Source organism: Pseudomonas sp. L13, from assembly GCF_009935965.1.
Taxonomy (GTDB): domain Bacteria; phylum Pseudomonadota; class Gammaproteobacteria; order Pseudomonadales; family Pseudomonadaceae; genus Aquipseudomonas; species Aquipseudomonas lactis.
The window spans coordinates 1-23,482 of the sequence record NZ_QODJ01000047.1; the positions used below are offsets into that span (position 1 = coordinate 1).

At 61.2% G+C, this 23,482-nt stretch carries 12 protein-coding genes and 1 pseudogene; 6 read left to right on the forward strand and 7 right to left on the reverse strand.

Annotated features, from left to right (window positions below):
* Positions 1-567: 567 nt before the first annotated feature.
* Entirely contained in the window at positions 568-4,521 is a 3,954-nt protein-coding gene (putA, locus tag DK871_RS20925; protein WP_161906462.1) for a trifunctional transcriptional regulator/proline dehydrogenase/L-glutamate gamma-semialdehyde dehydrogenase, read from the reverse strand.
* A 461-nt stretch (positions 4,522-4,982) separates the two neighbouring features.
* Here putA and putP point away from each other — a divergent pair, with 461 nt between their 5' ends.
* Complete coding sequence (putP, locus tag DK871_RS20930) at positions 4,983-6,467, forward strand: sodium/proline symporter PutP (RefSeq protein WP_014716616.1); 1,485 nt, start codon at positions 4,983-4,985, stop codon at positions 6,465-6,467.
* A 90-nt stretch (positions 6,468-6,557) separates the two neighbouring features.
* On the opposite strand, the gene DK871_RS20935 is transcribed toward putP, so the two are convergent.
* Together DK871_RS20935 and DK871_RS20940 are read right to left on the reverse strand one after the other, a co-directional pair.
* Positions 6,558-6,947 carry a hypothetical protein gene (locus DK871_RS20935; protein WP_153474505.1) on the reverse strand — a complete coding sequence of 130 codons (390 nt, stop codon included), beginning with the start codon at positions 6,945-6,947 and terminating at the stop codon, positions 6,558-6,560.
* Positions 6,937-7,884, reverse strand: coding sequence for a hypothetical protein (locus DK871_RS20940; protein WP_161906463.1), 948 nt, complete (start codon positions 7,882-7,884; stop codon positions 6,937-6,939). The genes DK871_RS20935 and DK871_RS20940 overlap by 11 nt, the downstream gene beginning before the upstream one ends.
* Before the next feature lie 346 nt (positions 7,885-8,230).
* On the opposite strand from DK871_RS20940, the gene DK871_RS20945 reads away from it, so the two are divergent.
* The 4 genes and pseudogenes from DK871_RS20945 to DK871_RS29290 all read left to right on the forward strand — a co-directional run.
* The gene (locus DK871_RS20945) at positions 8,231-10,252 is read left to right on the forward strand and encodes a type VI secretion system tip protein VgrG (RefSeq protein WP_161906464.1); all 2,022 of its coding nucleotides are present in this window, start codon (positions 8,231-8,233) and stop codon (positions 10,250-10,252) included.
* Positions 10,252-10,977, forward strand: coding sequence for a DUF4123 domain-containing protein (locus DK871_RS20950; RefSeq protein WP_161906465.1), 726 nt, complete (start codon positions 10,252-10,254; stop codon positions 10,975-10,977). The genes DK871_RS20945 and DK871_RS20950 overlap by 1 nt, the downstream gene beginning before the upstream one ends.
* 97 nt (positions 10,978-11,074) lie before the next feature.
* The gene (locus tag DK871_RS20955) at positions 11,075-11,911 is read left to right on the forward strand and encodes a 23S rRNA (adenine(2030)-N(6))-methyltransferase RlmJ (RefSeq protein WP_032893901.1); all 837 of its coding nucleotides are present in this window, start codon (positions 11,075-11,077) and stop codon (positions 11,909-11,911) included.
* Between the two features lie 18 nt (positions 11,912-11,929).
* A pseudogene (locus DK871_RS29290) lies at positions 11,930-12,016 on the forward strand (outer membrane lipoprotein carrier protein LolA); the annotation flags it as partial.
* 10 nt (positions 12,017-12,026) lie between these two features.
* Here DK871_RS29290 and msrA read toward each other — a convergent pair.
* From msrA to aceE, 4 genes are all read right to left on the reverse strand, one after another.
* Positions 12,027-12,674, reverse strand: coding sequence for a peptide-methionine (S)-S-oxide reductase MsrA (msrA, locus tag DK871_RS20960; RefSeq protein WP_161906466.1), 648 nt, complete (start codon positions 12,672-12,674; stop codon positions 12,027-12,029).
* Positions 12,675-12,746: 72 nt separating this feature from the next.
* Positions 12,747-15,440 carry a bifunctional diguanylate cyclase/phosphodiesterase gene (locus DK871_RS20965; protein ID WP_161906467.1) on the reverse strand — a complete coding sequence of 898 codons (2,694 nt, stop codon included), beginning with the start codon at positions 15,438-15,440 and terminating at the stop codon, positions 12,747-12,749.
* Between the two features lie 408 nt (positions 15,441-15,848).
* Positions 15,849-17,495 (reverse strand): dihydrolipoyllysine-residue acetyltransferase, encoded by a 1,647-nt coding sequence (gene aceF, locus DK871_RS20970; protein ID WP_161906468.1) that lies wholly within the window; start codon positions 17,493-17,495, stop codon positions 15,849-15,851.
* A gap of 11 nt (positions 17,496-17,506) precedes the next feature.
* Positions 17,507-20,152: a pyruvate dehydrogenase (acetyl-transferring), homodimeric type gene (gene aceE / locus DK871_RS20975; protein WP_014716623.1), complete on the reverse strand. Its 2,646-nt coding sequence runs from the start codon at positions 20,150-20,152 to the stop codon at positions 17,507-17,509.
* 383 nt (positions 20,153-20,535) lie between these two features.
* Here aceE and glnE point away from each other — a divergent pair, with 383 nt between their 5' ends.
* Positions 20,536-23,475, forward strand: coding sequence for a bifunctional [glutamate--ammonia ligase]-adenylyl-L-tyrosine phosphorylase/[glutamate--ammonia-ligase] adenylyltransferase (gene glnE / locus DK871_RS20980; RefSeq protein WP_161906469.1), 2,940 nt, complete (start codon positions 20,536-20,538; stop codon positions 23,473-23,475).
* The last annotated feature ends 7 nt before the right edge of the window (positions 23,476-23,482 follow it).

Sequence of the window (23,482 nt, forward strand, 5' to 3'; positions counted from 1 at the left end):
AGCTGGGGATGCAGCTGGTTAAAGCGGCGTGATTTTTAAGAGCAAAAACAATGAGTTATTTTTTGTTTGATAAGAGCGGGCTTGCTCGCGAAGGCGGCCTAACAGTCAACACAGTTGGACCGGGTACATATCCGTTATTTAGGTAACGGCCACTTAGGGTTCCGCCCTGACGGCGGCTCACTTTGCAAAAGCGGCAAAGTAAGCAAAACGCTCTTGCCCCACCACTCGGCACCTCGCTGTGGCTCGGTGTGCCCGTAATCCGCCAGTGATTTGGGGGGCCGCCGCCACGCGCCATCCATGGCGCGGGGCGGCTAAACCGGCATCCCTGCCGGTTTACCCCCCAAATCACTGTCGAATTCCGGCCAGCGTGGTTTAACGGGGCGCCTAAGATCAAGAGCAGATCAAGATCAAGAGCGGCTCGCTTCGCATCGTGGAGTGTGTGGTCGGGCGCGGTCAACTGTGGGAGCTGGCTTGCCTGCGATAGCGGTGGGTCAGTAGTAGAAGTGCAAGCTGACCGGCCGCTATCGCAGGCAAGCCAGCTCCCACACTTTTACTGCACTGTGTCAGTTAGCCGATGGTCATCAGGCTGGCGTTACCACCCGCTGCAGCAGTGTTAACGCTCAACGCACGCTCGATCACCAGACGCTCCAGCGCAATCGCCGTTTCGCCTTGCGACATACCATGCACCCCAACAATCGCCCCACCGCGCTGCGCCACTTGCTGGCACACCGCACGCAGTTGGTCGGAATCACCGTGATGCAGCACGGCGTCAAACACCACGTCGTCCTTGGTCCAGTCGGCCACGCGCTTGATCTTCGCCTGAATCTCTTTCGGCAAGCGTGGGAACATGGCCTTGGTCAGCTCGGTTTCCGGCCATACCGCCGAACCACCGACGGCCAATACCGCCGCCAGTTGGGTCAGCAGGTCGCCTTCCACTTCGGCCAGGCACAGCACGTGCTCGCGCGGCAGGATGGCGTAGCTGTTGCGCTCGCCGGTCGGGCCGGCCAGTTGGCGGGTGATACCGCTTTGCGACTGGGCGGCGAACTGCGTGCACAGGGCGCTCAGTTCACTGAACTTATGGCTGTCGGCCCAGGTTTTCAGGGCGGTCAGCGATTGGCTCATGGCATCACGCAGGCGTACATCCGGCGCGGCCAACTTGTCGCCCCGTACGAAGGATTGCTCGATCGCATCGGTAGGACGAGTCGACAGCAAACGGTACAGGTACAGCGGGCCACCGGCTTTCGGGCCAGTGCCCGACAGGCCTTCGCCGCCGAACGGTTGCACGCCGACCACGGCACCCACAATGTTGCGGTTGACGTAGACGTTACCGGCATTGACGTTGTCGATCACCTTGGCGATGGTCTCGTCGATGCGCGTGTGCACGCCCAGTGTCAGGCCGTAGCCGGAAGCGTTGATCTGGCCGATGAGTTGGTCGATCTCTTTGCGCTTGTAGCGCACAACGTGCAGTACCGGGCCGAAGATCTCGCGTTGCAGCTCGTCGAAGCTTTCCAGCTCGATCAGGGTCGGCATCACGAAGGTGCCGCGCTTGATCTCTTCACCGTCGGCAATCGCCACTTGGTAAACGTTGCGGCCTTTGTCGCGCATGGCCTGGATGTGTTTCTCGATACCAGCCTTGGCCTCGGCATCGATCACCGGGCCGATGTCCACCGACAGGCGTTCCGGGTTACCCAGGCGGCATTCAGCCATGGCGCCCTTGAGCATTTCGACTACACGGTCTGCCGAATCTTCCTGCAGGCACAGTACGCGCAGGGCCGAGCAACGCTGACCGGCGCTGTCGAAGGCCGACGAGACGACGTCGATCACCACTTGTTCGGTCAGCGCCGAGGAGTCCACGATCATCGCGTTCTGGCCACCGGTTTCGGCGATCAGCGGAATCGGGCGACCCTGGGCATCCAGGCGACCGGCGACATTGCGTTGCAGCAGGCGCGCCACTTCGGTGGAACCGGTGAACATCACGCCTTTGACGCGATCATCACCCACCAGGCGGGCACCGACGCTTTCGCCCTGGCCTGGGAGTAATTGCAGCACGCCTTCCGGAATACCGGCTTCAAGCAGGATACGCACGGCCTGGGCAGCCACCAGCGGCGTCTGCTCGGCAGGCTTGGCCAGTACCGGGTTACCGGCAGCCAGGGCTGCAGCTACCTGGCCACTGAAGATGGCGAGCGGGAAGTTCCACGGGCTGATGCACACTACCGGGCCCAATGGGCGGTGGGCGTCATTGGTAAAGTCGTTGCGCGCCTGCACCGCGTAGTAACGCAGGAAGTCCACGGCTTCACGCACTTCGGCGATGGCGTTGGCGAAGGTCTTGCCGGCTTCACGGGCCAGCAGGCCCATCAGCGGCTGGATCTCGCCTTCCATCAGGTCGGCGGCGCGCTCCAGGATGGCAGCGCGTTCGGCGGGCGGGGTGGCCTGCCAGATCGGCGCGGCGCTGATGGCGCACTGGATGGCGTTGTCGACGTCTTCGACGGTGGCTTCCTGTACCTGGCCGACCACGTCACGCAGGTCGGACGGGTTCAGCACCGGTTGTGCCGCTTCATTGCTGGCGGCGCAACCGAGCATCGGTGCGGCCTTCCAGTTGTTGTGAGCAGTGGCGAGCAGGGCGCAGGACAACGAGGCCAGGCGATGTTCGTTGGCCAGGTCGATACCGGCCGAGTTGGCGCGGTCGCTGCCGTACAGGTCGCGCGGCAACGGAATGCGCGGGTGCGGCAGGCCGAAACCGCCTTCCTGGGTTGCCATTTGCTCGATGCTGGCCACCGGGTCGGCTACCAGTTCCTGGATCGAGATGGACTGGTCAGCGATACGGTTGACGAACGAGGTGTTGGCGCCGTTTTCCAGCAGGCGGCGTACCAGGTAAGCCAGCAGTGTTTCGTGGGTACCCACCGGCGCGTACACACGGCACGGACGGTTCAGCTTGCCTTCGGAAACCTTGCCTACAACCTGTTCGTACAGCGGTTCACCCATGCCGTGCAGGCACTGGAACTCGTACTGGCCGGGGTAATAATTCTGACCGGCGATATGGTAGATAGCCGACAGGGTGTGGGCGTTGTGCGTGGCGAACTGCGGATAGATGACTTCCGGTACCGACAGCAGTTTGCGTGCGCAGGCAATGTAGGAAACGTCGGTGTACACCTTGCGGGTGTACACCGGGTAGCCTTCCAGGCCTTCGACCTGGGCGCGCTTGATTTCGCTGTCCCAGTACGCGCCTTTTACCAGGCGGATCATCAGGCGATGGCGGCTGCGGCGGGCCAGGTCGATGACGTAGTCGATCACATACGGGCAACGCTTCTGGTACGCCTGGATCACAAAGCCGATGCCGTTCCAGCCGGTCAATTGCGGCTCGAAGCACAGGCGCTCGAGCAGGTCCAGGGACAGCTCCAGGCGGTCGGCTTCTTCGGCGTCGATGTTCAGGCCGATGTCGTACTGCTTGGCCAGCAAGGTCAGCGATAGCAGGCGCGGGTACAGCTCGTCCATCACGCGCTCGTACTGCGCACGGCTGTAGCGCGGGTGCAGGGCGGAGAGCTTGATGGAGATGCCCGGGCCTTCATAGATCCCACGGCCATGGGAAGCTTTGCCGATGGAGTGAATGGCTTGTTCGTACGAGGCCAGGTACTTCTGGGCGTCGTGTTCGGTGAGCGCGGCTTCACCGAGCATGTCGTAGGAATAGCGGAAGCCCTTGGCTTCGAATTTGCTCGCATTGGCCAGGGCTTCGGCGATGGTTTCGCCGGTGACGAACTGCTCGCCCATCAGGCGCATGGCCATGTCGACGCCCTTGCGGATCATCGGCTCGCCGCTCTTGCCGATGATGCGGCTCAGGGACGAGGTCAGGCCCGCTTCGTTGTGGGTCGACACCAGCTTGCCAGTCAGCAGCAGGCCCCAGGTGGCGGCGTTGACGAACAGCGATGGGCTGTTGCCCAGGTGCGGCTGCCAGTTGCCGGTGCTGATCTTGTCGCGGATCAGCGCATCGCGGGTGCCTTTGTCCGGGATGCGCAGCAGCGCTTCGGCCAGGCACATCAGCGCCACGCCTTCCTGGGACGACAGGGAGAATTCTTGCAGCAGGCCCTGAACAATACCGGCACGGCCGCCGGCACTCTTCTGATTGCGCAGTTTTTCGGCAATGCTCGCGGCCAGCTTGTTGGTGGCTTCGGCCATCGGTGCCGGCAGGCGCGCCTGTTCGATCAGCATCGGCACCACTTCCGGCTCGGGGCGGCGGTAAGCGGCGGTGATCGCGGCACGCAATACCGATTGCGGCAGGATGCTCTCGGCGAACTCAAGGAAGCACTGGTGGGCGTGGTCGGCCTGGACCTCGCCGGCATCATCGGCCTCCTTGCTGCTCAAGCCATTGAGCTCGGACAGGGTTGCACCACCCTCGAGTTTCTCCAGGTAATTGAAAATCGCCTGCTTGATCAGCCAGTGCGGCGTGCGATCAATGGAGGTCGCGGCGGCCTTCAGGCGTTCGCGGGTCGGGTCGTCGAGTTTGACCCCAAGGGTGGTCGTTGCCATTTTTTTATCCTCATGGGTGCCACTACCGAGTGGCATCTGCTGGCGGCAAGATTAGCTTTGCCCATCTCGAGGTGCAACCGGGTGCAACCCTTTTGTTGGTTAAATGTTCTACGCTTGATCGGAAAAAAATAAACCGACGACCGAATCCGCTCCGTGCTGGTGCATTTGCTTCTGAGATCGGCTGTTCTTGCTCCGAAAAGGAGCAAAAAAAGCGCGTTTGTCCTAAAACATACTTGGGTGCAACTTAATCGGCAGAAACTGGTTGCACCTTATTTGCTTTGTTGAATAGCATTCGCGCACCAAGGTGCAACCAACCCTCAGGGTGGGTTCATCGGCTGGCGGCTTTCCTGGGGAAACGCCAGTCATAAATGCGCGGCATGCAGGTTCGTCTATCCGGTTATCCAAGGGTGGCCGTCCCCATGACCGTCGCTACATAAAAACAAAGCCAGGGCGTCACTCCTATGAGCGTTAGTAATCCAACCCTGATCACGTTCGTGATCTACATCGCAGCAATGGTGCTGATCGGCCTGATGGCCTATCGCTCCACCAACAACCTTTCCGATTACATCCTGGGCGGTCGCAGCCTCGGTAGCGTGGTGACAGCTCTGTCCGCCGGTGCTTCCGACATGAGCGGCTGGCTGTTGATGGGCTTGCCGGGCGCGATCTACATGTCGGGTCTGTCGGAAAGCTGGATTGCCATCGGCCTGATCGTCGGTGCTTACCTCAACTGGTTGTTCGTGGCTGGCCGCCTGCGCGTGCAGACCGAACACAACGGCGACGCCCTGACCCTGCCGGATTACTTCTCCAGCCGCTTCGAAGATAAGAGCGGCCTGCTGCGGATCATCTCCGCCGTGGTGATCCTGGTGTTCTTCACCATCTACTGCGCCTCCGGCATCGTCGCCGGCGCCCGCCTGTTCGAAAGCACCTTCGGCATGTCCTACGAGACCGCGCTGTGGGCCGGTGCTGCAGCGACCATTGCCTACACCTTCATCGGTGGTTTCCTGGCCGTCAGCTGGACCGACACCGTGCAAGCCACGTTGATGATCTTCGCGCTGATCCTCACGCCGATCATCGTGCTGCTGGCCACCGGCGGCGTAGACACCACCTTCCTGGCCATTGAAGCCAAGGACCCGACCAGCTTCGACATGCTGAAAAACACCACCTTCATCGGCGTTATTTCGCTGATGGGCTGGGGCCTGGGCTACTTCGGCCAACCGCACATCCTCGCGCGTTTCATGGCGGCGGACTCGGTGAAGTCGATCGCCAAGGCGCGTCGTATTTCCATGACCTGGATGATCCTGTGCTTGGGCGGCACCGTGGCGGTGGGCTTCTTCGGTATCGCTTACTTCTCGGCGCACCCGGAAGTGGCAGGCCCGGTGACTGAAAACCCGGAGCGTGTGTTTATCGAACTGGCCAAGATCCTGTTCAACCCATGGGTTGCCGGTGTGTTGCTGTCGGCCATTCTGGCGGCGGTGATGAGCACCCTGAGCTGCCAATTGCTGGTGTGCTCCAGCGCCCTGACCGAAGACTTCTACAAGGCTTTCCTGCGCAAGGGCGCGTCCCAGCGTGAACTGGTATGGGTCGGTCGCCTGATGGTGCTGGTCGTGGCCTTGATCGCCATCGCCATGGCCGCCAACCCGGAAAACCGCGTACTGGGCCTGGTCAGCTACGCCTGGGCCGGTTTCGGCGCGGCCTTCGGCCCTGTGGTACTGATCTCGGTAATCTGGAAACACATGACCCGCAACGGCGCACTGGCTGGCATCCTGGTCGGCGCGATCACCGTGATCGTATGGAAACACTTCGAATTGCTGGGCCTGTACGAAATCATCCCAGGCTTCATCTTCGCCAGCCTGGCGATCTACTTCGTGAGCAAGATGGGCGCCCCGACGGTGGGTATGGTCGAGCGTTTTGATGCTGCGGAAAAAGATTACAACTTGAACAAGTAATTCGTCGGCGTTTAACGTCTTGCTAACTGAAAAGGCTCGCATCCCATGGACTGCGGGCCTTTTTTGCGGTTCACAGGCGTAGTGCACGGCTTAAAAACTCAGTTGATCCCTGAAATGAAAGACCGTCGCGCCAACGGCCCCGATCAGGCCGATAAAAGCTATGCCATGAAGCATAAGCTTGAGGTATCGAGGGAATTCTTCGACCTGCCTTACGTTAATGACGCGACGTTTTGCATTCCACTTTGGCAGGGCGATCGCCACATAGACTACGCATAGCCTGGCTAATCTCCCTTGAAGGTTGTTCCCCAGAAGACATTTGTAGTCGTTCACGAGGCGGCATTGATTCAGCAGATGCTCCATCTTCTCTAGTTTGCGATAAGCCAGGAAGATGTCGAATATGACTGCTATGAGCATACAGCCTGCGGAGCTGAGCGCTATTTGGGCGCTTACCGAGAGATTGAGTAAGTACTCAGTACTCATATAAAACCTCTCCAGCCATGGCGCCTAACTCACTCCCCCAACTGCCTAAGGTTGCGCCTACCGCGCCCCCGGCTATCAACAGGCAGCTCAAGGCTAGTGGTCCGGTTGTTGGGGTCATGACCGCCACACACAAACCCATGCCGATCTGACCTCCAATAATCCCTCCTGTAACCCCGAAAGTTAATTTACCCGCCTCCACATATTTCGCTTTTCTGCATTGTTCCTCTCTCCCGGTCGAACACGCCTCTTTTATCTCCAGCGCCGTCACCGTCGTACTCAATGCTATCCCCAACGGCGTCCCGTTTTTAAGCAGCTTCGCCGTCTTCGAAACCCGTGCGATGGTCTCTTGATACCGGCTTATCTCCCCCGTATGCAAATAGCTTCTAGTCGAGACACCTAGCATTTTCTTGATCGAGCCTTCATTGCGCAGCCCCGTGCCATAACGCGCAAAACCGCGCAGTTGAGCGTCCAGCCTTGCAAACAGTGTTCGGCGTCGTGCGAGAAACTCCTCTCTGGCGGCACCACCGCCCCGGCGTAGTGACTGTTTATGCAGGGCATCAATTTCTTCCAGGGTTTTTGCAATGTCTTGCAAATGCTTGCTCCAGGCATCACCTGCCGTGCCTATACCCAGTGAGGTATACCCCAGCAGCTTTTGCAGCAAATCATAGTTGTGCAGTGCAAAGGCATCCCCGCCTTCGGCCATCACGCTGTGGCGAATATCCCAGGCGGCTCGCATCAAGCGTGACTCTTCCAGGGTACAGGCTGCGGTGGTGTCGTCGCCGATAATGATGAGTTGCCCCGGTAGCACCACCACATTGCGAATGTGCGCGTTGAGCGCGTCGAACTTGGCTTCGGCGTGCTTTCCTAAGCGTAATGTGGCCTTGAGTTCCACAGAGGTCTGTTGCTGGTCATTGATAAACGCATAGGGCTGGGACATTACAGATTCCCCAGCAAGAGTGATCGGCTCGAAGAGTGGCGATTGCCTGCCATGAAAACATTCCTTTTGAATGAACATGGCTGCGCAATTTAAACAGGTGATGAGAGGGTGTCGTGGTTATGAAGGGGCTTTTCGGGGTGGTGTTTTTACGTTTAGGAAACAGGCTACTGGGCTGCCGTAATATTCTGTCAGACGTGTGCTTTTTTACCGCAATGGTGCTTCAGCACGCGGCTACCCCCACCAAATGAAGACGGCGGTAGGACCTTACTGATTTACCCGGTATGAGCCCAGGCCGGCCGTAAGCTGGTGCAGAATCGGCCGCCCACCCTTCGCAGAGAAACACCGGATGTTCGCTCCTGCCAACCAACCTGCATTTACCCTGGCCCTGGATGGGGCGCCCAGTGACTTCAAGGTGTTCGCGTTCGATGGCACCGAGGCCATCAGCCAGCCTTATCGGTTTGAACTTGAGCTGGTCTGCGAGCAGCCGGATATCGACCTGGAGGGCTTGCTGCATCGCCAGGTGTACTTGGGCTTCGATGATCAGGGGCATGGCGTTCATGGCCTGGTGTATCGAGTTGCCCAGGGTGACTCGGGCCGGCGCCTGACGCGCTACCAGCTCAGCCTTGCGCCGCATCTGGCGTACCTGGCACACAGCAGCCACCAGCGCATTTTTCAGCATAAGACGGTGCCGCAGATTGTTGCTCAGGTGCTGGCCAGGCAGGGGATTCACAGTGATCGCTTTGAGTTCCGGTTGAGCGGTGAATACCCGGAGCGTGAATATTGCGTGCAGTTCGGCGAGAGCGACCTGGCGTTCATTCAGCGCCTGTGTGCCGAGCTGGGGATTCACTATCACTTCCAGCATTCCCCCGACGGACACCTGCTGGTGTTTGGCGATGACCAGACGGTGTTTGCCCAGATGGATCAGCCTACCCCTTACCGGCCAGGTTCGGGAATGGTGGCCGATACCCCCGCGATCAAGCGCTTCACCTTGCAATTGGCGACCCGGACCACGGCGCTGAACCTGCGCGATTACGACTTTCGCAAACCCCATGTCGAGCTGGAAAGCGCAGCCGTCGACGAGTCATTGCCCAAGCTTGAAGCGCAGCACTACCCCGGTAACTTTTCCGACCGCACCCATGGCAAATATCTCGCCCAGCGTGGCTTGGAGCGGCACCGCAGCGACTATCGCAGCGCCCATGGCCAGGGCGATGAGCCGGCGTTGGCCAGTGGCCGGTTTTTGCAGTTACGTGAGCACCCCCGCGAGGACTGGAATGACTTGTGGCTGGTGACGCAGGTGCGCCATGAAGGCAAGCAGCCCCAGGTGCTGGAGGAGGCGGTCACCGAGGAGGATGGAGGGGAACTGCGCCAGGGCTATTGCAACGCATTTGTGGTCGCACCCTGGGATGCGGTGTTTCGTCCGCCCTTGCCAGAGCAGACGCGCCCGACGGTATCGGGGTATCAAAGTGCGGTGGTCACCGGCCCGGTTGACAGTGAGATCCACTGTGACGAGTACGGCCGGGTCAAGGTGCAACTGGCCTGGGATCGTGTCGGCGAGCACAACGACCATTCCAGTTGCTGGCTGCGGGTAGCCAGTGGCTGGGCCCATGACCGTTATGGTGTGGTGCTGATCCCCCGGGTGGGCATGGAAGTGCTGGTGGGCTTCGTCAATGGCGACATGGACATGCCGCTGGTGGTGGGGTGCCTGCCCAACGCAGCCACGCCTGTGCCCCTCGACCTGCCAGCGGACAAGACCCGCAGTCTCTGGCGTAGCCAGAGCAGCCCAGGCGGTGGCGGCTACAACGAACTGCGTATCGAGGACCGCAAGGGCGCCGAAGAAATCTACCTGCGCGCCCAGCGGGACTGGACCCAGCATGTGCTGCATGATCAACAGGTACAGGTCGGTAATCAGCGTCGCGTGCAGGTGGGCGGCGAGTCGCGCCATGAGTTGCAGGGCCAGGAGCAGCGCATCACCCACGGCAACCGTTTGACCGAACTCAAGCAGGATGACCATCTGGTGGTCGGCGGTTCGCAGCATATGCGGGCCGGGCAGACCATTGCGCTGGGCGCCGGGCAAAGCATCATCATTGATGCGGGTGCCAGCGTGACGATCCAGGCGGGCGGGCAGTCGATCACGTTATCAGCGGGCGGGATATTCAGCAGCGTGCCGATACAGCTCGGCAGCGCGCCTGCCCCGACACCGGCGCCGTTGAAGCCTGGATTGAACGAAACTTTATTGGCGGTGGTGCCCGCGCCGTTAAGCCGTGCGCAAGTGGTCAGCCTGAAACGCAGCGCGCCGTTCTGTGAAGAATGCGAGCGCTGCAAAAACGGCCAGTGTGACATCGGCGCCCCTGTACGGAGTGCGTCCTGATGCCCGCGCCCTTGACGCCCGATGCCTGGCTGGCGCACTACCCGTTGCAGCCAGATGAACAGCTGTACGCCGTGCTGGGCAATGCCAGCGACGCCAAGCCGCTTGCCGCCTGGCAAGCCACAGCCGCTGCAAAGATGCCGCGACCAATCTGGGCGGGCACGGCCTACGCTGACTGGGATGAGGTCATGCCCTACGTGGGCATCGTTGAGCCGGGCAGTGCCTTTCTCGAGTGGATAGCCACCACACAAGCGTCGGATTGGGGCTGGCTGGCGGTCTCATCCAGCCCGCCGGAGGTGGTGATCGCGCATTTGCAGGGCTTGACCCAGGTGTACCTGCCGCAAAGCCAGCCGGTGTTTTTGCGTTTCTGGGACGGCGCGCACCTTTTGCCGATGTTGCAGTCATTAGGCGACGAGGCGGCGCGCGTGTTGCCGGTGTTCCAGCGCTACCTGGTCAACGGCCAGCCGCTGTCGGTGGCGCCCAAATCCGTCACTGCGGCCCCAACCAGCCCGTGGTGGCAGGTACCGGCATCGTTGCTGATGCACATGGCCCAGCAGTCTCCGCAGGTGCTGGTCGACAACCTGCTGCAATGGCTCCAGGAACAGCGCCCTGACCTCTACACCGCGTTTACGCCAGCCACCTTGCAGCACAAGGTCGCCTACTTCGCACGCAGGCCGCAAATCAGCCATGGCGCATTGGCTGATTACCTTGCCTCGCAACTCAGTTAAGCCCCTGGTGATAGCGTGACATCCGTGCCGCCTGCCGTGCGGCCCTGCACCTTTGCGTCGGTAGAAGGTAAACTTCGCCCCCTGCGCAGGAGCAACCATGAATTATCGTCACGCCTTTCACGCCGGCAACCATGCCGATGTCTTCAAACACCTGACCTTGACCCGCCTCATCGCCCTGATGTCGCGCAAGGAGCAGCCGTTCGCCTACCTAGACACTCACGCAGGCATTGGCTTGTACGACCTGCAGGGCGACCAGGCCAACCGCACTGGTGAGTACCTGGAAGGCATCGCGCGCCTGTGGGGCGCAAGCGACCTGCCGCCGCTCACCGCCGACTACATGCGCGTGCTGCACGAGATGAACCCGGATGGCCAGTTGCGCTACTACCCGGGCTCGCCGGAACTGGCGCGCCGCCTCACGCGGCCCCAGGACCGTGTGCTGCTCAATGAGAAGCACCCGGAAGATGGCGTGCTGCTCAAGGACAACATGAAGGGTGATCGCCGCGTCAAAGTGCACTTGGGCGAAGGCTGGCATGTGCCACGGGCCTTGCTGCCGGTGCCGGAAAAGCGCGCGCTGATGCTGATCGACCCGCCGTTTGAAAAGCTCGACGAAATGCAGCGTTGCGCGGCATCCCTCAAGGAAGCCGTCAGCCGTATGCGCCAGACGGTGGCGGCGATCTGGTACCCGGTGAAAGACCAGCGCATGTTGCGCCGTTTCTACCAGGACCTGGCCGGCACTGGCGCGCCGAAGCTGCTGCGTGTGGAGTTGCTGGTGCATCCGCTGGACACGCCCAATACCCTCACCGGCTCGGGCCTGGCGATTGCCAACCCACCGTGGGGTTTGGAAGAGGAACTGCGGGAGTTGCTGCCGTGGTTGTCCAAGCAGTTGGGCCAGACCCAGGGTGGCTGGCAGATGGATTGGCTGATCGCCGAATAACCCACTGTAGGAGCGAGCTTGCTCGCGAAAATCGTTAACGATAACGCGGGAAACCTGACGCCCTGCGGCGCTCTCAGGTTTTTCGCGAGCAAGCTCGCTCCTACAGAGGTCGGCGTCAGATCGGGCAGGTCACGCCCGTGCCGCCGATCCCACAGTAACCCTGGGGATTCTTCGCCAGGTACTGCTGGTGATACGCCTCGGCGAAGTACACCGTCGGGGCCTCTTCGATTTCCGTGGTGATCTCACCCAGGCCGGCCTTGCTCAGCTCTTGCTGATACGCCTCGGCACTGGCGTTGGCCGCTGCCAGTTGCTCAGGCGTGGTGGCATAGATCACCGAACGGTACTGGCTGCCGATGTCGTTGCCCTGGCGCATGCCCTGGGTCGGGTTGTGCAGTTCCCAGAACATCTTCAGCAGGTCTTCGTATTTCACCTTGGCCTGGTCATACACCACCAGCACCACTTCGCTATGGCCGGTGAGGCCCGAGCAGACTTCTTCATAAGTCGGGTTGGGCGTAAAGCCGCCGGCGTAACCGACCACGGTGCTGACCACGCCGTCGCGCTGCCAGAACTTGCGTTCCGCGCCCCAGAAACAGCCCAGGCCGAAGATTGCAAAGCCGACGTCATCCAGGAACGGGCCCAGCAGTGGGTTGCCGTTGACGAAGTGCGTTTCGGGCAACTTCATCGGGGTTTCACGGCCAGGCAGAGCTTGTTCTTGAGTAGGCAGCACGTTTTTATTCACCAGAATTTCCGAGCGCAAGACCATGATCAGTCCTCTCGTCAGGTTGAGTAACAGTAAATTGTCAGACAGCCAGTGTGCCCGAGTGTTACAGCGCTGTCAGGCGATTGGCCCGCGCGGGTAGCGTTTAAGCCTCTGCATCAGCTCGGCCCCGGGGATCGGGCGGTCGAACAAATAGCCCTGGCCCACGTCGCAACGGTGCCGGCGCAGGAACGCCAGCTGCTCAGCGGTCTCGATGCCTTCGGCCACCACCTTGAGCTTGAGGTTGTGGGCCATGGCGATCACCGCCGAGGTGATTTCCATGTCGTCCTGGTTGTCCGGGATTTCATGGATAAAGCTGCGATCAATCTTAATGATGTCGATGGGGAATTTTTTCAAGTAGCTCAGCGACGAGTAACCGGTGCCGAAGTCGTCCATCGCCAGGGTCAGGCCGAAGCTCTTGAGCTGGTCCAGTTGCAGGCGCGTATCTTCGGTGGCTTCCAGCAGCAAGCCCTCGGTCAGCTCCAGCTCCAGCAGGTTGGCCGGCAGCTGTTCCTCCTTGAGGATGGTGGCAATCGAGGCCACCAGGTCCGGGTCGGAGAATTGCTTGGGCGACAGGTTGATGGCCACCTGCAAGTTGCCCAGGCCTGCGGCCGTCAATTGCCGGCTCATGCGGCAAGCCTGGCGCGCGATCCATTTGCCGATGGGGATAATCAGCCCGGTTTCTTCGGCCACGCTGATGAACTGGTCGGGGCGGATCATGCCCTTTTCCGGATGGTTCCAGCGCAACAGCGCTTCCATGCCCAGCAGGCGACCGCTGCGCAGGCATAGCTTGGGCTGGTAGAACACGTCCAGTTCGTTCTGGGTCAAGGCACGGCGCAGGTTGTTTTCCACGAACAGCTTGTAGCTGGCCTCGGCGTTCAGGGCTTCGGTAAACACCTGCACCTGGTGTTTACCGTTGGCCTTGGCCTTGTGCAGGGCCAGGCCGGCGTTGCGCATCAGGGTCTGTGGGTCGCGGCCATGCAGCGGCGCGCAGGCCAGGCCCACGGAGCCGGTGACGCTGATCAGTTGGTTGTCGACGAACATCGGCTTGTCGAGGGTGGCCAGCAACTGGCTGGCCACCTGCTGGCCGGTCTCAAGGTCGGCATCGTCCAGCAGCACTGCGAATTCGTTACTGGCAAAACGCGCCAGGCTGCCGCCGCTGCTCAAGCTGTTGCGCAGGCGGCGCGCCAGGCTGATCAACAGCTTGTCGCCGGTCTGGTGGCCGAGGCTGTCGTTGATGCGCTTGAAGTTGTCGATGTCCACCAACAGCAGGCTGATCGGGCTGTCGCTGTCGCGGGCAAAGCGCTCGTCGAGGTTGCGAATGAACGCCGGGCGATTGCCCAGGTTGGTCAGGTTGTCGGTGTAGGCCAGGCGTTCGATGCGCTGCTGCGCCAGCTTGGTCTGGGTGATGTCTTCGTAGATGCCGATGTAGTGGGTCAACTCGCGGTTGTCGCCATACACTTTGGAAATCGACAGCTGGCCCCAGTAGGGTTCCAGGTTCTTGCGACGGCTCTTGAACTCACCCTGCCAGCTGTTGCTTTTGGCCAGGGCCGAGGGCGCATCGAACAGCAATTCGCTGAGGTTTTCCAGGGCCGGCAGTTGGGCCAGGCGATGGCCGTGGACTTCTTCGGCGCTGTACTGGGTAATCGCGGTGAAGCTGGGGTTGACGTACTCCACCACGCCGTCGCAATTGACCAGCAAAAACGCGTTAGCGCTTTGCTCTACCGCGCGCTGGAACAGGTGCAGCGCGCTGGTGGCGGTGCGGCGGTTGTGGTTGTTGATGACCTGGGCGAACTGGTCTGCCAGCTCGCCGGCGAACGCGATCTCATCGGACTGCCAGGCGCGCGGGCTGCCGCCTTGTTCCAGGCACAGCACGCCGACGACCTGGCCGTCGACACGGATGCTGGCGTCGAGCATCGCGTGGACGTCCTTGGCGCGCAGGCTTTCGGCCATTTCCCGGGTGCGTGGGTCGCGCAGGGCGTGGGTGGCATCAATCGCGCGGCTCGAATGCAGGGCTTCCAGGTAATCCGGGAAGCCACTGGCGTCGATGGCTTCAGGCAGGTGGTGCTGTTGATCGGCGCGGTGATAGGCGGAGATCGGTACCAGGTGATGGCCTTCAAGGTTCCAGATGCTGGCGCAGTCGATCTGGTAGATATCGCACGCGCTGCGCGTGATCAGTTCAGCGGCTTCTTGCAGAGAGTTGGGCGTGGTGTAGCGTTGGCGCGCCAGCAGCAGGATCAACTCCTGCTGGGCACGTACTCGCTCCAGGTGCTGCAACTGTTCCTGCTGCGCTCGCTGGTTGAGCTCCAGGGCTATCTGCAGGCGGCTGTTCTGGTTTTCCAGGTCGACGGTCGGGGCGGGCGTGCTGGCCTCGCTGAACAGCCCCTCGACCACCATCAGGTAGCCCCGCACTAGGTGGCGGTTATGTTGTTTGTAGGCTTCGCCCATCTCCAAAACGCTTAGCGGGCCGTCATGGGTGTGCAGGGTGTAGCGCACCAGATAATGGGGGCTCTGGGCCAGTTGCTGTTGAATCGCATCGTGTAGCTGGTAGCGCGCCTGGGGTTCCATCAGGCTGGCGTAGGGCGTGCCGATCAAGGCGCAGAGTTCTACCGCCGGCAGGCCGAACTGGCGCTCGCAATTGGGGTCGAGGTAGAGCAGGGCCCAGCTTGCCTCATTAAGCCGCTCGAAACGCAGCATACCGAGGCGCGAAGGCACCGGTAATTGCGTCACTACCTCGGCCGCCATACGGGCGACATCGGGTTGGCTTTTCATGGGGAAACTCGCTTGGGAAAATGCGCACTGCGCTGGGCTCACGCCCTCTTGACTGTCGACTGCGGCAAGGTTGCATCATGCAGCACGCAGTGACAAGAGAGGATGAAGGCTAAGTGCTATAAGCCTGTTATCGGCCGCGCGAGGGTTTTCTGTAATTGGGGTGATCGATGGTTCACGCCTGTCCTCTGTAGGAGCGAGGGGGACGCCTAGTTCTTGCTCGCGAAAAACGCCAGGGCACCGCGTTTATCCAGAAGACCCGCGTCATCGTTGACGATCTTCGCGAGCAAGCTCGCTCCTACAAAAACACAGGCAAAAAAAGCCCCGCCAAGTGGCGGGGTTGAGGTACGAGCGTGGCGCTCGGAAATCGGTGCGGCAAGGGCCTTCCCGGTCACAGGAAGGTCCTGTGACTTACAGCAGGATGGTGCGGATGTCGTTCAGCAACTGGCTCAGGCGCTGGGTGAAGCGCGCAGCCGCGGCGCCGTTGATCACGCGGTGATCGTAGGACAGCGACAGTGGCAGCATCAGCTTGGGTTGGAACGCTTTACCGTCCCACACAGGCTGGATGGTGGCCTTGGACACACCCAGGATCGCCACTTCCGGCGCGTTGACGATTGGCGTGAAGCCAGTGCCGCCAATGTGGCCGAGGCTGGAGATGGTGAAGCAGGCGCCCTGCATGTCGTCCGGGGTGAGCTTCTTGTCGCGGGCCTTGGCAGCCAGCGCAGCCGCTTCGCCAGCCAGTTGCAGCAGGCTCTTCTGGTCGACATTCTTGATGACCGGTACCAGCAGGCCATCCGGGGTGTCGACCGCAAAGCCGATGTTCACGTACTTCTTGCGAATGATCGCCTTGCCGCTTGGCGCCAGCGAGCTGTTGAAGTCCGGCAGTTCCTTGAGCAGGTGTGCACAGGCCTTGAGCAGCAGTGGCAGTACGGTCAGCTTCACGCCGGCCTTCTCGGCCACGGCTTTCTGCGCAACGCGGAACGCTTCCAGGTCGGTGATATCGGCCTGGTCGAATTGGGTCACGTGCGGGATGTTCAGCCAGCTGGCGTGCAGGCCTGCCGCGCCGATTTGCATCAGGCGGGTCATCGGCACTTCTTCGATTTCGCCGAAACGGCTGAAATCCACGGTACGGATCGGCGGAATGCCCGAACCACCGGTAGCGCCGCCGGCAGCCGGAGCTTCCTTGGCTTTTTGCATCATGGCTTTGACGTAAACCTGCACGTCTTCCTTCAGCACACGGCCGTGAGGGCCGCTGGCTGCAACAGCGCTCAGCTCGACGCCGAATTCACGGGCCAGCTGACGCACGGCTGGGCCGGCGTGAACCTTGGCACCGCTTGGCGCAGGTGCGGCAGCCGCAGGGGCTGGCGCAGCTTCGGCTTTTGCGGCCGGCGCAGGGGCAGCAGCGGCAGGTGCCGCTTCAGCCTTGGCAGCCGGAGCAGCAGCCGGTGCTGGTGCGGCGGCTGGCGCAGCACCTTGTACTTTGAGCTTGAGGATGAAGTCACCGGTGCCGACTTCGTCTTCGAGCTTGACCGCAATGCTTTCCACCACGCCGGCAGCCGGCGATGGGATCTCCATGGAGGCCTTGTCGGACTCCAGGGTGATCAGCGACTGGTCGGCTTCGACGGTGTCGCCGACCTTGACCAGCAGCTCGATGATCTTGGCTTTGCCCGACGAGCCGATGTCCGGGACGTGAATGTCCTGGACGGTCGCGGCGGCCGGCGCAGCGGCCGGGGCTGGAGCAGCCTCGGCAGCGGCAGGCTTTTCAGCGGCTGGTGCAGGTGCAGCAGCGGCCGGAGCCGGGGCCGCAGGGGCTGCATCGGCAGCACCTTCGATTTCCAGTTCCAGCAGTTCGTCGCCTTCTTTCAGGCGGTCGCCCAGCTTCACTTTCAGGCTCTTGACCACGCCGGCCTTGGGAGCAGGGATTTCCATGCTCGCCTTGTCCGACTCCAGGGTCAGGATGCTCTGGTCGGCTTCGACGGTGTCGCCGACCTTCACAAACAGCTCGATTACTTCACCTTCACCGCTGCCGATGTCAGGTACGCGAATGAGTTCGCTCACAAAAAATCTCCTCAGCAGTCCAGTGGGTTGCGTTTTTCCGGGTTGATCCCGAACTTGACGATAGCGTCAGCCACCACCTTGGGTTCGATCTCACCACGGTCAGCCAAGGCTTCCAGGGCTGCCAACACCACGAAGTGACGGTCGACTTCGAAGAAGTGACGCAGCTTCTTGCGGCTGTCACTGCGGCCGAAACCATCGGTGCCCAGGACTTTGAATTCCTTGGACGGGACCCACTGGCGAATTTGTTCAGCAAACAGTTTCATGTAGTCGGTAGAGGCAATGACTGGCCCCTTACGGCCGGCCAGGCACTCTTCGACGTAGCTCTTGGCTGGCTTCTGGCCAGGGTGCAGGCGGTTGCTGCGCTCCACGGCCAGGCCGTCACGGCGCAGTTCGTTGAAGCTGGTCACGCTCCACACGTCGGCACCGACGTTGAACTCGTCGCGCAGGATCTTCGCCGCTTCACGTACTTCACGCAGGATGGTGCCGGAGCCCATCAGCTGTACGTGGTGCGCCGCTTCCTTGGTGTCTTCTTCGAGCAGGTACATGCCCTTGATGATGCCTTCTTCCACACCGGCCGGCATGGCTGGCTGCTGGTAGGACTCGTTCATCACGGTGATGTAGTAGAAAACGTCCTGCTGCTCTTCGGTCATCTTCTTCATGCCGTCCTGGATGATCACCGCCAGCTCATAGCCGTAGGTTGGATCAAAGGTGCGGCAGTTCGGGATGGTGGCAGCCAGGATGTGGCTGTGACCGTCTTCGTGTTGCAGGCCTTCGCCGTTCAGCGTGGTACGGCCGGCGGTACCGCCGATCAGGAAACCACGGGTACGGCTGTCGCCAGCGGCCCAGGCCAGGTCGCCGATACGCTGGAAGCCGAACATCGAGTAGAAGATGTAGAACGGCAGCATTGGCTGGTTGTGGCTGGAGTACGAAGTACCGGCAGCGATGAAGGAGCTCATGGCGCCCGCTTCGTTGATGCCTTCTTCGAGGATCTGGCCCTTCTTGTCTTCCTTGTAGAACATCACCTGGTCTTTATCGACTGGCTCGTAGAGCTGGCCGACGGAGGAGTAGATGCCCAACTGACGGAACATGCCTTCCATACCGAAGGTACGGGCTTCGTCCGGGATGATCGGGACGATGCGCGGGCCGATGTCCTTGTCCTTGACCAACTGCGCCAGAATACGCACGAAGGCCATGGTGGTGGAGATTTCACGGTCGCCCGAGCCGTCAAGGATAGCCTTGAGGGTGCTCAGGTCTGGCGTCGGCACGCTGAAGCTGTTGGCGCGGCGCTGTGGCACGAAACCACCCAGTGCAGTGCGGCGCTCGCTCAGGTAGCGGGCTTCGGCGCTGTTTGGCTCCGGCTTGAAGAACGGCAGGTTCTCCAGCTCTTCGTCCTTGACCGGGATGTCGAAGCGGTCGCGGAACAACTTCAGGCTGTCGACATCGACTTTCTTGGTGTTGTGCGCGGTGTTCTTCGCTTCGCCGGCACCGGTGCCATAACCCTTGATGGTCTTGGCCAGGATGACGGTGGGTTGTTCTTTGTGGTTGACCGCTTCGTGGTACGCCGCGTAGACCTTGTACGGGTCGTGGCCGCCACGGTTGAGCTTCCAGATTTCGTCGTCGGACAGGTCGGCAACCATCGCCTTGAGTTCAGGCGTGTTGAAGAAGTGTTCGCGCACGAACGCGCCGTCTTTGGCTTTGTAGTTCTGGTACTCGCCGTCGATGACTTCGTCCATGCGACGTTGCAGGATACCGTCGACGTCCTTGGCCAGCAGTGGGTCCCAGAAGCGGCCCCAGATGACTTTGGTCACGTTCCACTGGGCGCCGCGGAATACGCCTTCGAGTTCCTGGATGATCTTGCCGTTGCCGCGAACCGGGCCGTCGAGGCGCTGCAGGTTGCAGTTGATGACGAAGATCAGGTTGTCGAGCTTCTCGCGGCCGGCCAGGGAGATGGCGCCCAGGGATTCCGGCTCGTCGCACTCGCCGTCGCCCAGGAAGCACCAGACCTTCTGCTTGCCTTCGGGGATGAAGCCACGGGCTTCCAGGTACTTCATGAAGCGTGCCTGGTAGATCGCCTGGATCGGGCCCAGACCCATGGAAACGGTCGGGAACTGCCAGAAATCAGGCATCAACCAAGGGTGCGGGTAGGACGACAGGCCCTGACCGTCGACTTCCTGGCGGAAGTTGTTCATTTGTTCTTCGCTGATGCGACCTTCCATGAACGCACGGGCATAGACGCCTGGCGAGGTGTGGCCCTGGAAGTAGATCAGGTCGCCGCCGTGTTCGTCGGTCGGGGCCTGGAAGAAGTAGTTGAAGCCGATGTCATACAGGGTTGCGCTGGAAGCGAAGCTGGAGATGTGACCGCCCAGGTCCGAATCTTTCAAGTTCGTGCGCATTACCATCGCCATGGCGTTCCAACGTACCAGCGAGCGAATGCGGCGTTCCATGAACAGGTCGCCAGGCATGCGTGCTTCGTGGGTAACGGGGATGGTGTTGCGGTATGGCGTAGTGATGGCGTAAGGCAGTTGCGAGCCGCTGCGGGTCGCGAGTTCGCCCATACGGGTCATCAGGTAGTGAGCACGGTCTTCGCCTTCTTTGTCGAGAACCGATTCCAGGGCGTCCAGCCATTCCTGGGTTTCGACGGGATCGAGGTCTTGCATGGCTTGCTCCAGGGCGGAAAGGCTACCAGAATCGGTTGCCTGAAGTTTGCGACTGGCCTTGTGGGCAGACGACATAAATTCTTGGATGGCCGAAGGTTGCTTCGGCGTCCTGTAGTTTTACTACAAATCGTCGGCCATTTCAGCCTTTCGAATGTATATACGAGTAGTAAAACTACACAAGACTGAGCGTATGGCTCGGTCTTGCTGGTGAGCATAATCGTTATTGTTGGTCTATTGCGAACAAGAAAAGGTGAAACTTTGATGTTGCCTGCCAAGATTAATTTAATTTCAGCTATTTCTAACCTTTGTTCGACAGTCCTTCACCGAGCATGGCTCTTGCCTTCACAGCTACACGCCATTTACACGCCGATCAAGGATAGACCATGAGCCTTCCAACGCTGGCCGAACTGCCGGCCATTCTGTTGCCTTACGCCAGCCGGGCCGAGCAGTCATTTCGTGACGCGGTGGCCGCGCTCGACGACGATCATGGCCTTTATGCGTGGACGCCGCAACGGTGGGCCGACTTTGCCCGCGTGTGCGCCGCCAGTGATTTCGTCATTGAACAGAGTGTTCGTGACCCTTTGATGTTGCTGGAACTGGTGGCCTGGGGCGAGCTGGACCGCGGGTTTGCGCCCGGCGAGCTGTGCAGCCAGATAGCTGGCGCCGTGCAACAGGCCGAAACAGAAGACGAGCTGGGCCGCGTACTGCGCCGCCAGCGCACGCGCCAGCAGGTGCGCATCATCTGGCGCGACCTCACACGCCAGGCCGACCTGGTGCAAACCTGTCGCGACCTGTCCGACATGGCCGACGCCTGCATCGACCAGGCCTATCAATGGCTGTACCAGCGCCACTGCTCCCAATTCGGCACGCCGACCGGCGCACGCAGCGGCGAGGCGCAGCACATGGTCATCCTCGGCATGGGCAAGCTCGGTGCGGTGGAGCTGAACCTGTCGTCGGATATCGACCTGATCTTCGCCTACCCCGAGGGCGGCGAGACGGTGGGCGTGAAGCGTGCCCTGGATAATCAGGCGTTCTTTATTCGCCTGGGTCAAAAACTGATCAAGGCCCTGGACCCGATGACCGTCGACGGTTTTGTCTTTCGCGTCGACATGCGCCTGCGTCCCTACGGTTCGGCCGGCGCCCTGGTGCTCAGCTTCAACGCGCTGGAGCAGTACTACCAGGACCAGGGCCGGGACTGGGAGCGCTACGCCATGATCAAGGCGCGGGTGGTGGCCGGCGACCAGGTGGCTGGCGCGCAACTGCTCGACATGCTGCGCCCGTTTGTCTATCGCCGTTATCTGGACTTTTCGGCCATTGAAGCGCTGCGCACCATGAAGCAACTGATCCAGCAGGAAGTGCGGCGCAAGGGCATGGCCGACAATATCAAGCTGGGCGCGGGCGGCATTCGTGAGGTGGAATTTATCGCCCAGGCCTTCCAGTTGATCCATGGCGGCCGGGACCTCAGCCTGCAGCAACGCCCGCTGTTGAACGTGCTGGGCACGCTGGAAGGCCAGGGTTATTTGCCCGCGGCGGTGATCACCGAGCTGCGCAGCGGTTACGAATTTCTGCGTTACACCGAACATGCGATCCAGGCGATTGCCGACCGCCAGACGCAAATGCTGCCGGACAGCCCCGAAGACCAGGCGCGCATTGCCTTTATGCTGGGCTTCAGTGACTGGGCCGCGTTCCACGAGCGCCTGATGTACTGGCGTGGCCGTGTGGACTGGCACTTTCGCCAAGTGATTGCCGACCCTGATGAGGAAGAGGGCGAAGAAAGCGAGCTGGTGGTCGGTGGTGAATGGTTGCCGCTGTGGGAGGAATCCCAGGACGACGACGCCGCGTGCCGCCAATTGAGTGAAGGCGGTTTCACCGATGCCCCCAAGGCCCTCAAGGCCTTGGCCAGCCTGCGCGCCAGCCCGCAGTTGCGCGCCATGCAGCGCCTGGGGCGCGAACGCCTGGATGCGTTTATCCCGCGCCTGCTGGCCCAGGCCGTCGAACATGCCAACCCGGACCTGGTGCTGGAGCGTGTGTTGCCGCTGGTGGAGGCCGTGGCCCGGCGTTCGGCCTACCTGGTACTGCTGACCGAGAACCCCGACGCCCTGCGCCGCCTGCTGACCTTGTGTGCGGCCAGCCCGTGGATCGCCGAACAGATCACCCGTTTCCCGCTGTTGCTGGATGAATTGCTCAACGAAGGCCGCTTGTTCAAGCCGCCGCTGGCGCCGGAACTGGCGGCGGAGTTGCGCGAGCGCCTCACGCGCATTCCCGAAGATGACCTTGAGCAACAGATGGAAGCCTTGCGCCATTTCAAACTGGCGCACCGCCTGCGGGTGGCCGCTTCGGAAATCGCTGGCAGCCTGCCGTTGATGAAGGTCAGCGACTACCTCACCTGGCTGGCCGAAGCCATTCTTGAACAAGTGCTGGCCCTGGCCTGGCGCCAGACCGTCGCCCGTCACGGCTCGCCGCAGCGCCTGGACGGCACCCTGTGCGATCCTGGGTTCATCATTGTCGGTTATGGGAAAGTCGGCGGCATCGAACTGGGGCATGGTTCGGACCTGGACCTGGTGTTTATCCATGACGGCGACCCCCAGGCCGAGACGGACGGTGCCAAGCCGATCGATGGCGCGCAATTCTTTACACGCCTGGGCCAGCGCATCATTCACCTGCTGACCACCCAGACCAACTCCGGCCAGTTGTATGAAGTGGACATGCGCCTGCGACCTTCCGGCGCCTCCGGCTTGCTGGTGAGTTCTCTGGGTGCGTTTGACCGCTATCAACAAAATGAAGCCTGGACCTGGGAACATCAGGCCCTGATTCGCGCGCGGGTGCTGGTGGGCAGCCAGGATGTGGGCCAGGCGTTCGAGCAGGTACGGGCTAATGTGTTGGGGCGTGAACGGGACTTGGAGAAGCTGCGCCAGGAGGTCAGCGAGATGCGTGCCAAGATGCGCGACAACCTGGGCACCAAGGCCACGACGGCCGGCAGGGGCGCCAACGCCTTCGAGGCCACGGCGCTGTTCGACCTCAAGCAGGACGCCGGAGGTATCGTCGATATTGAATTTATGGTGCAATACGCGGCTTTGGCGTGGTCTGCGCAACATCCATCGTTGCTGCGCTACACCGACAATATCCGCATTTTGGAGGGCCTGGAGCAGGTCGGGCTGATGCCCGCCGCCGATGCCCATTTGCTGCGAGAGGTGTACAAGGCCTACCGCTCAGCCGCGCACCGCCAGGCGTTGCAGAACGAGGCCGGCACGGTAGCCGGGGACCAGTTCGCCGACGAGCGGCGGCAGGTGATGCGAATCTGGCAAGCGCTGGGCTTGAGCTGACAACACT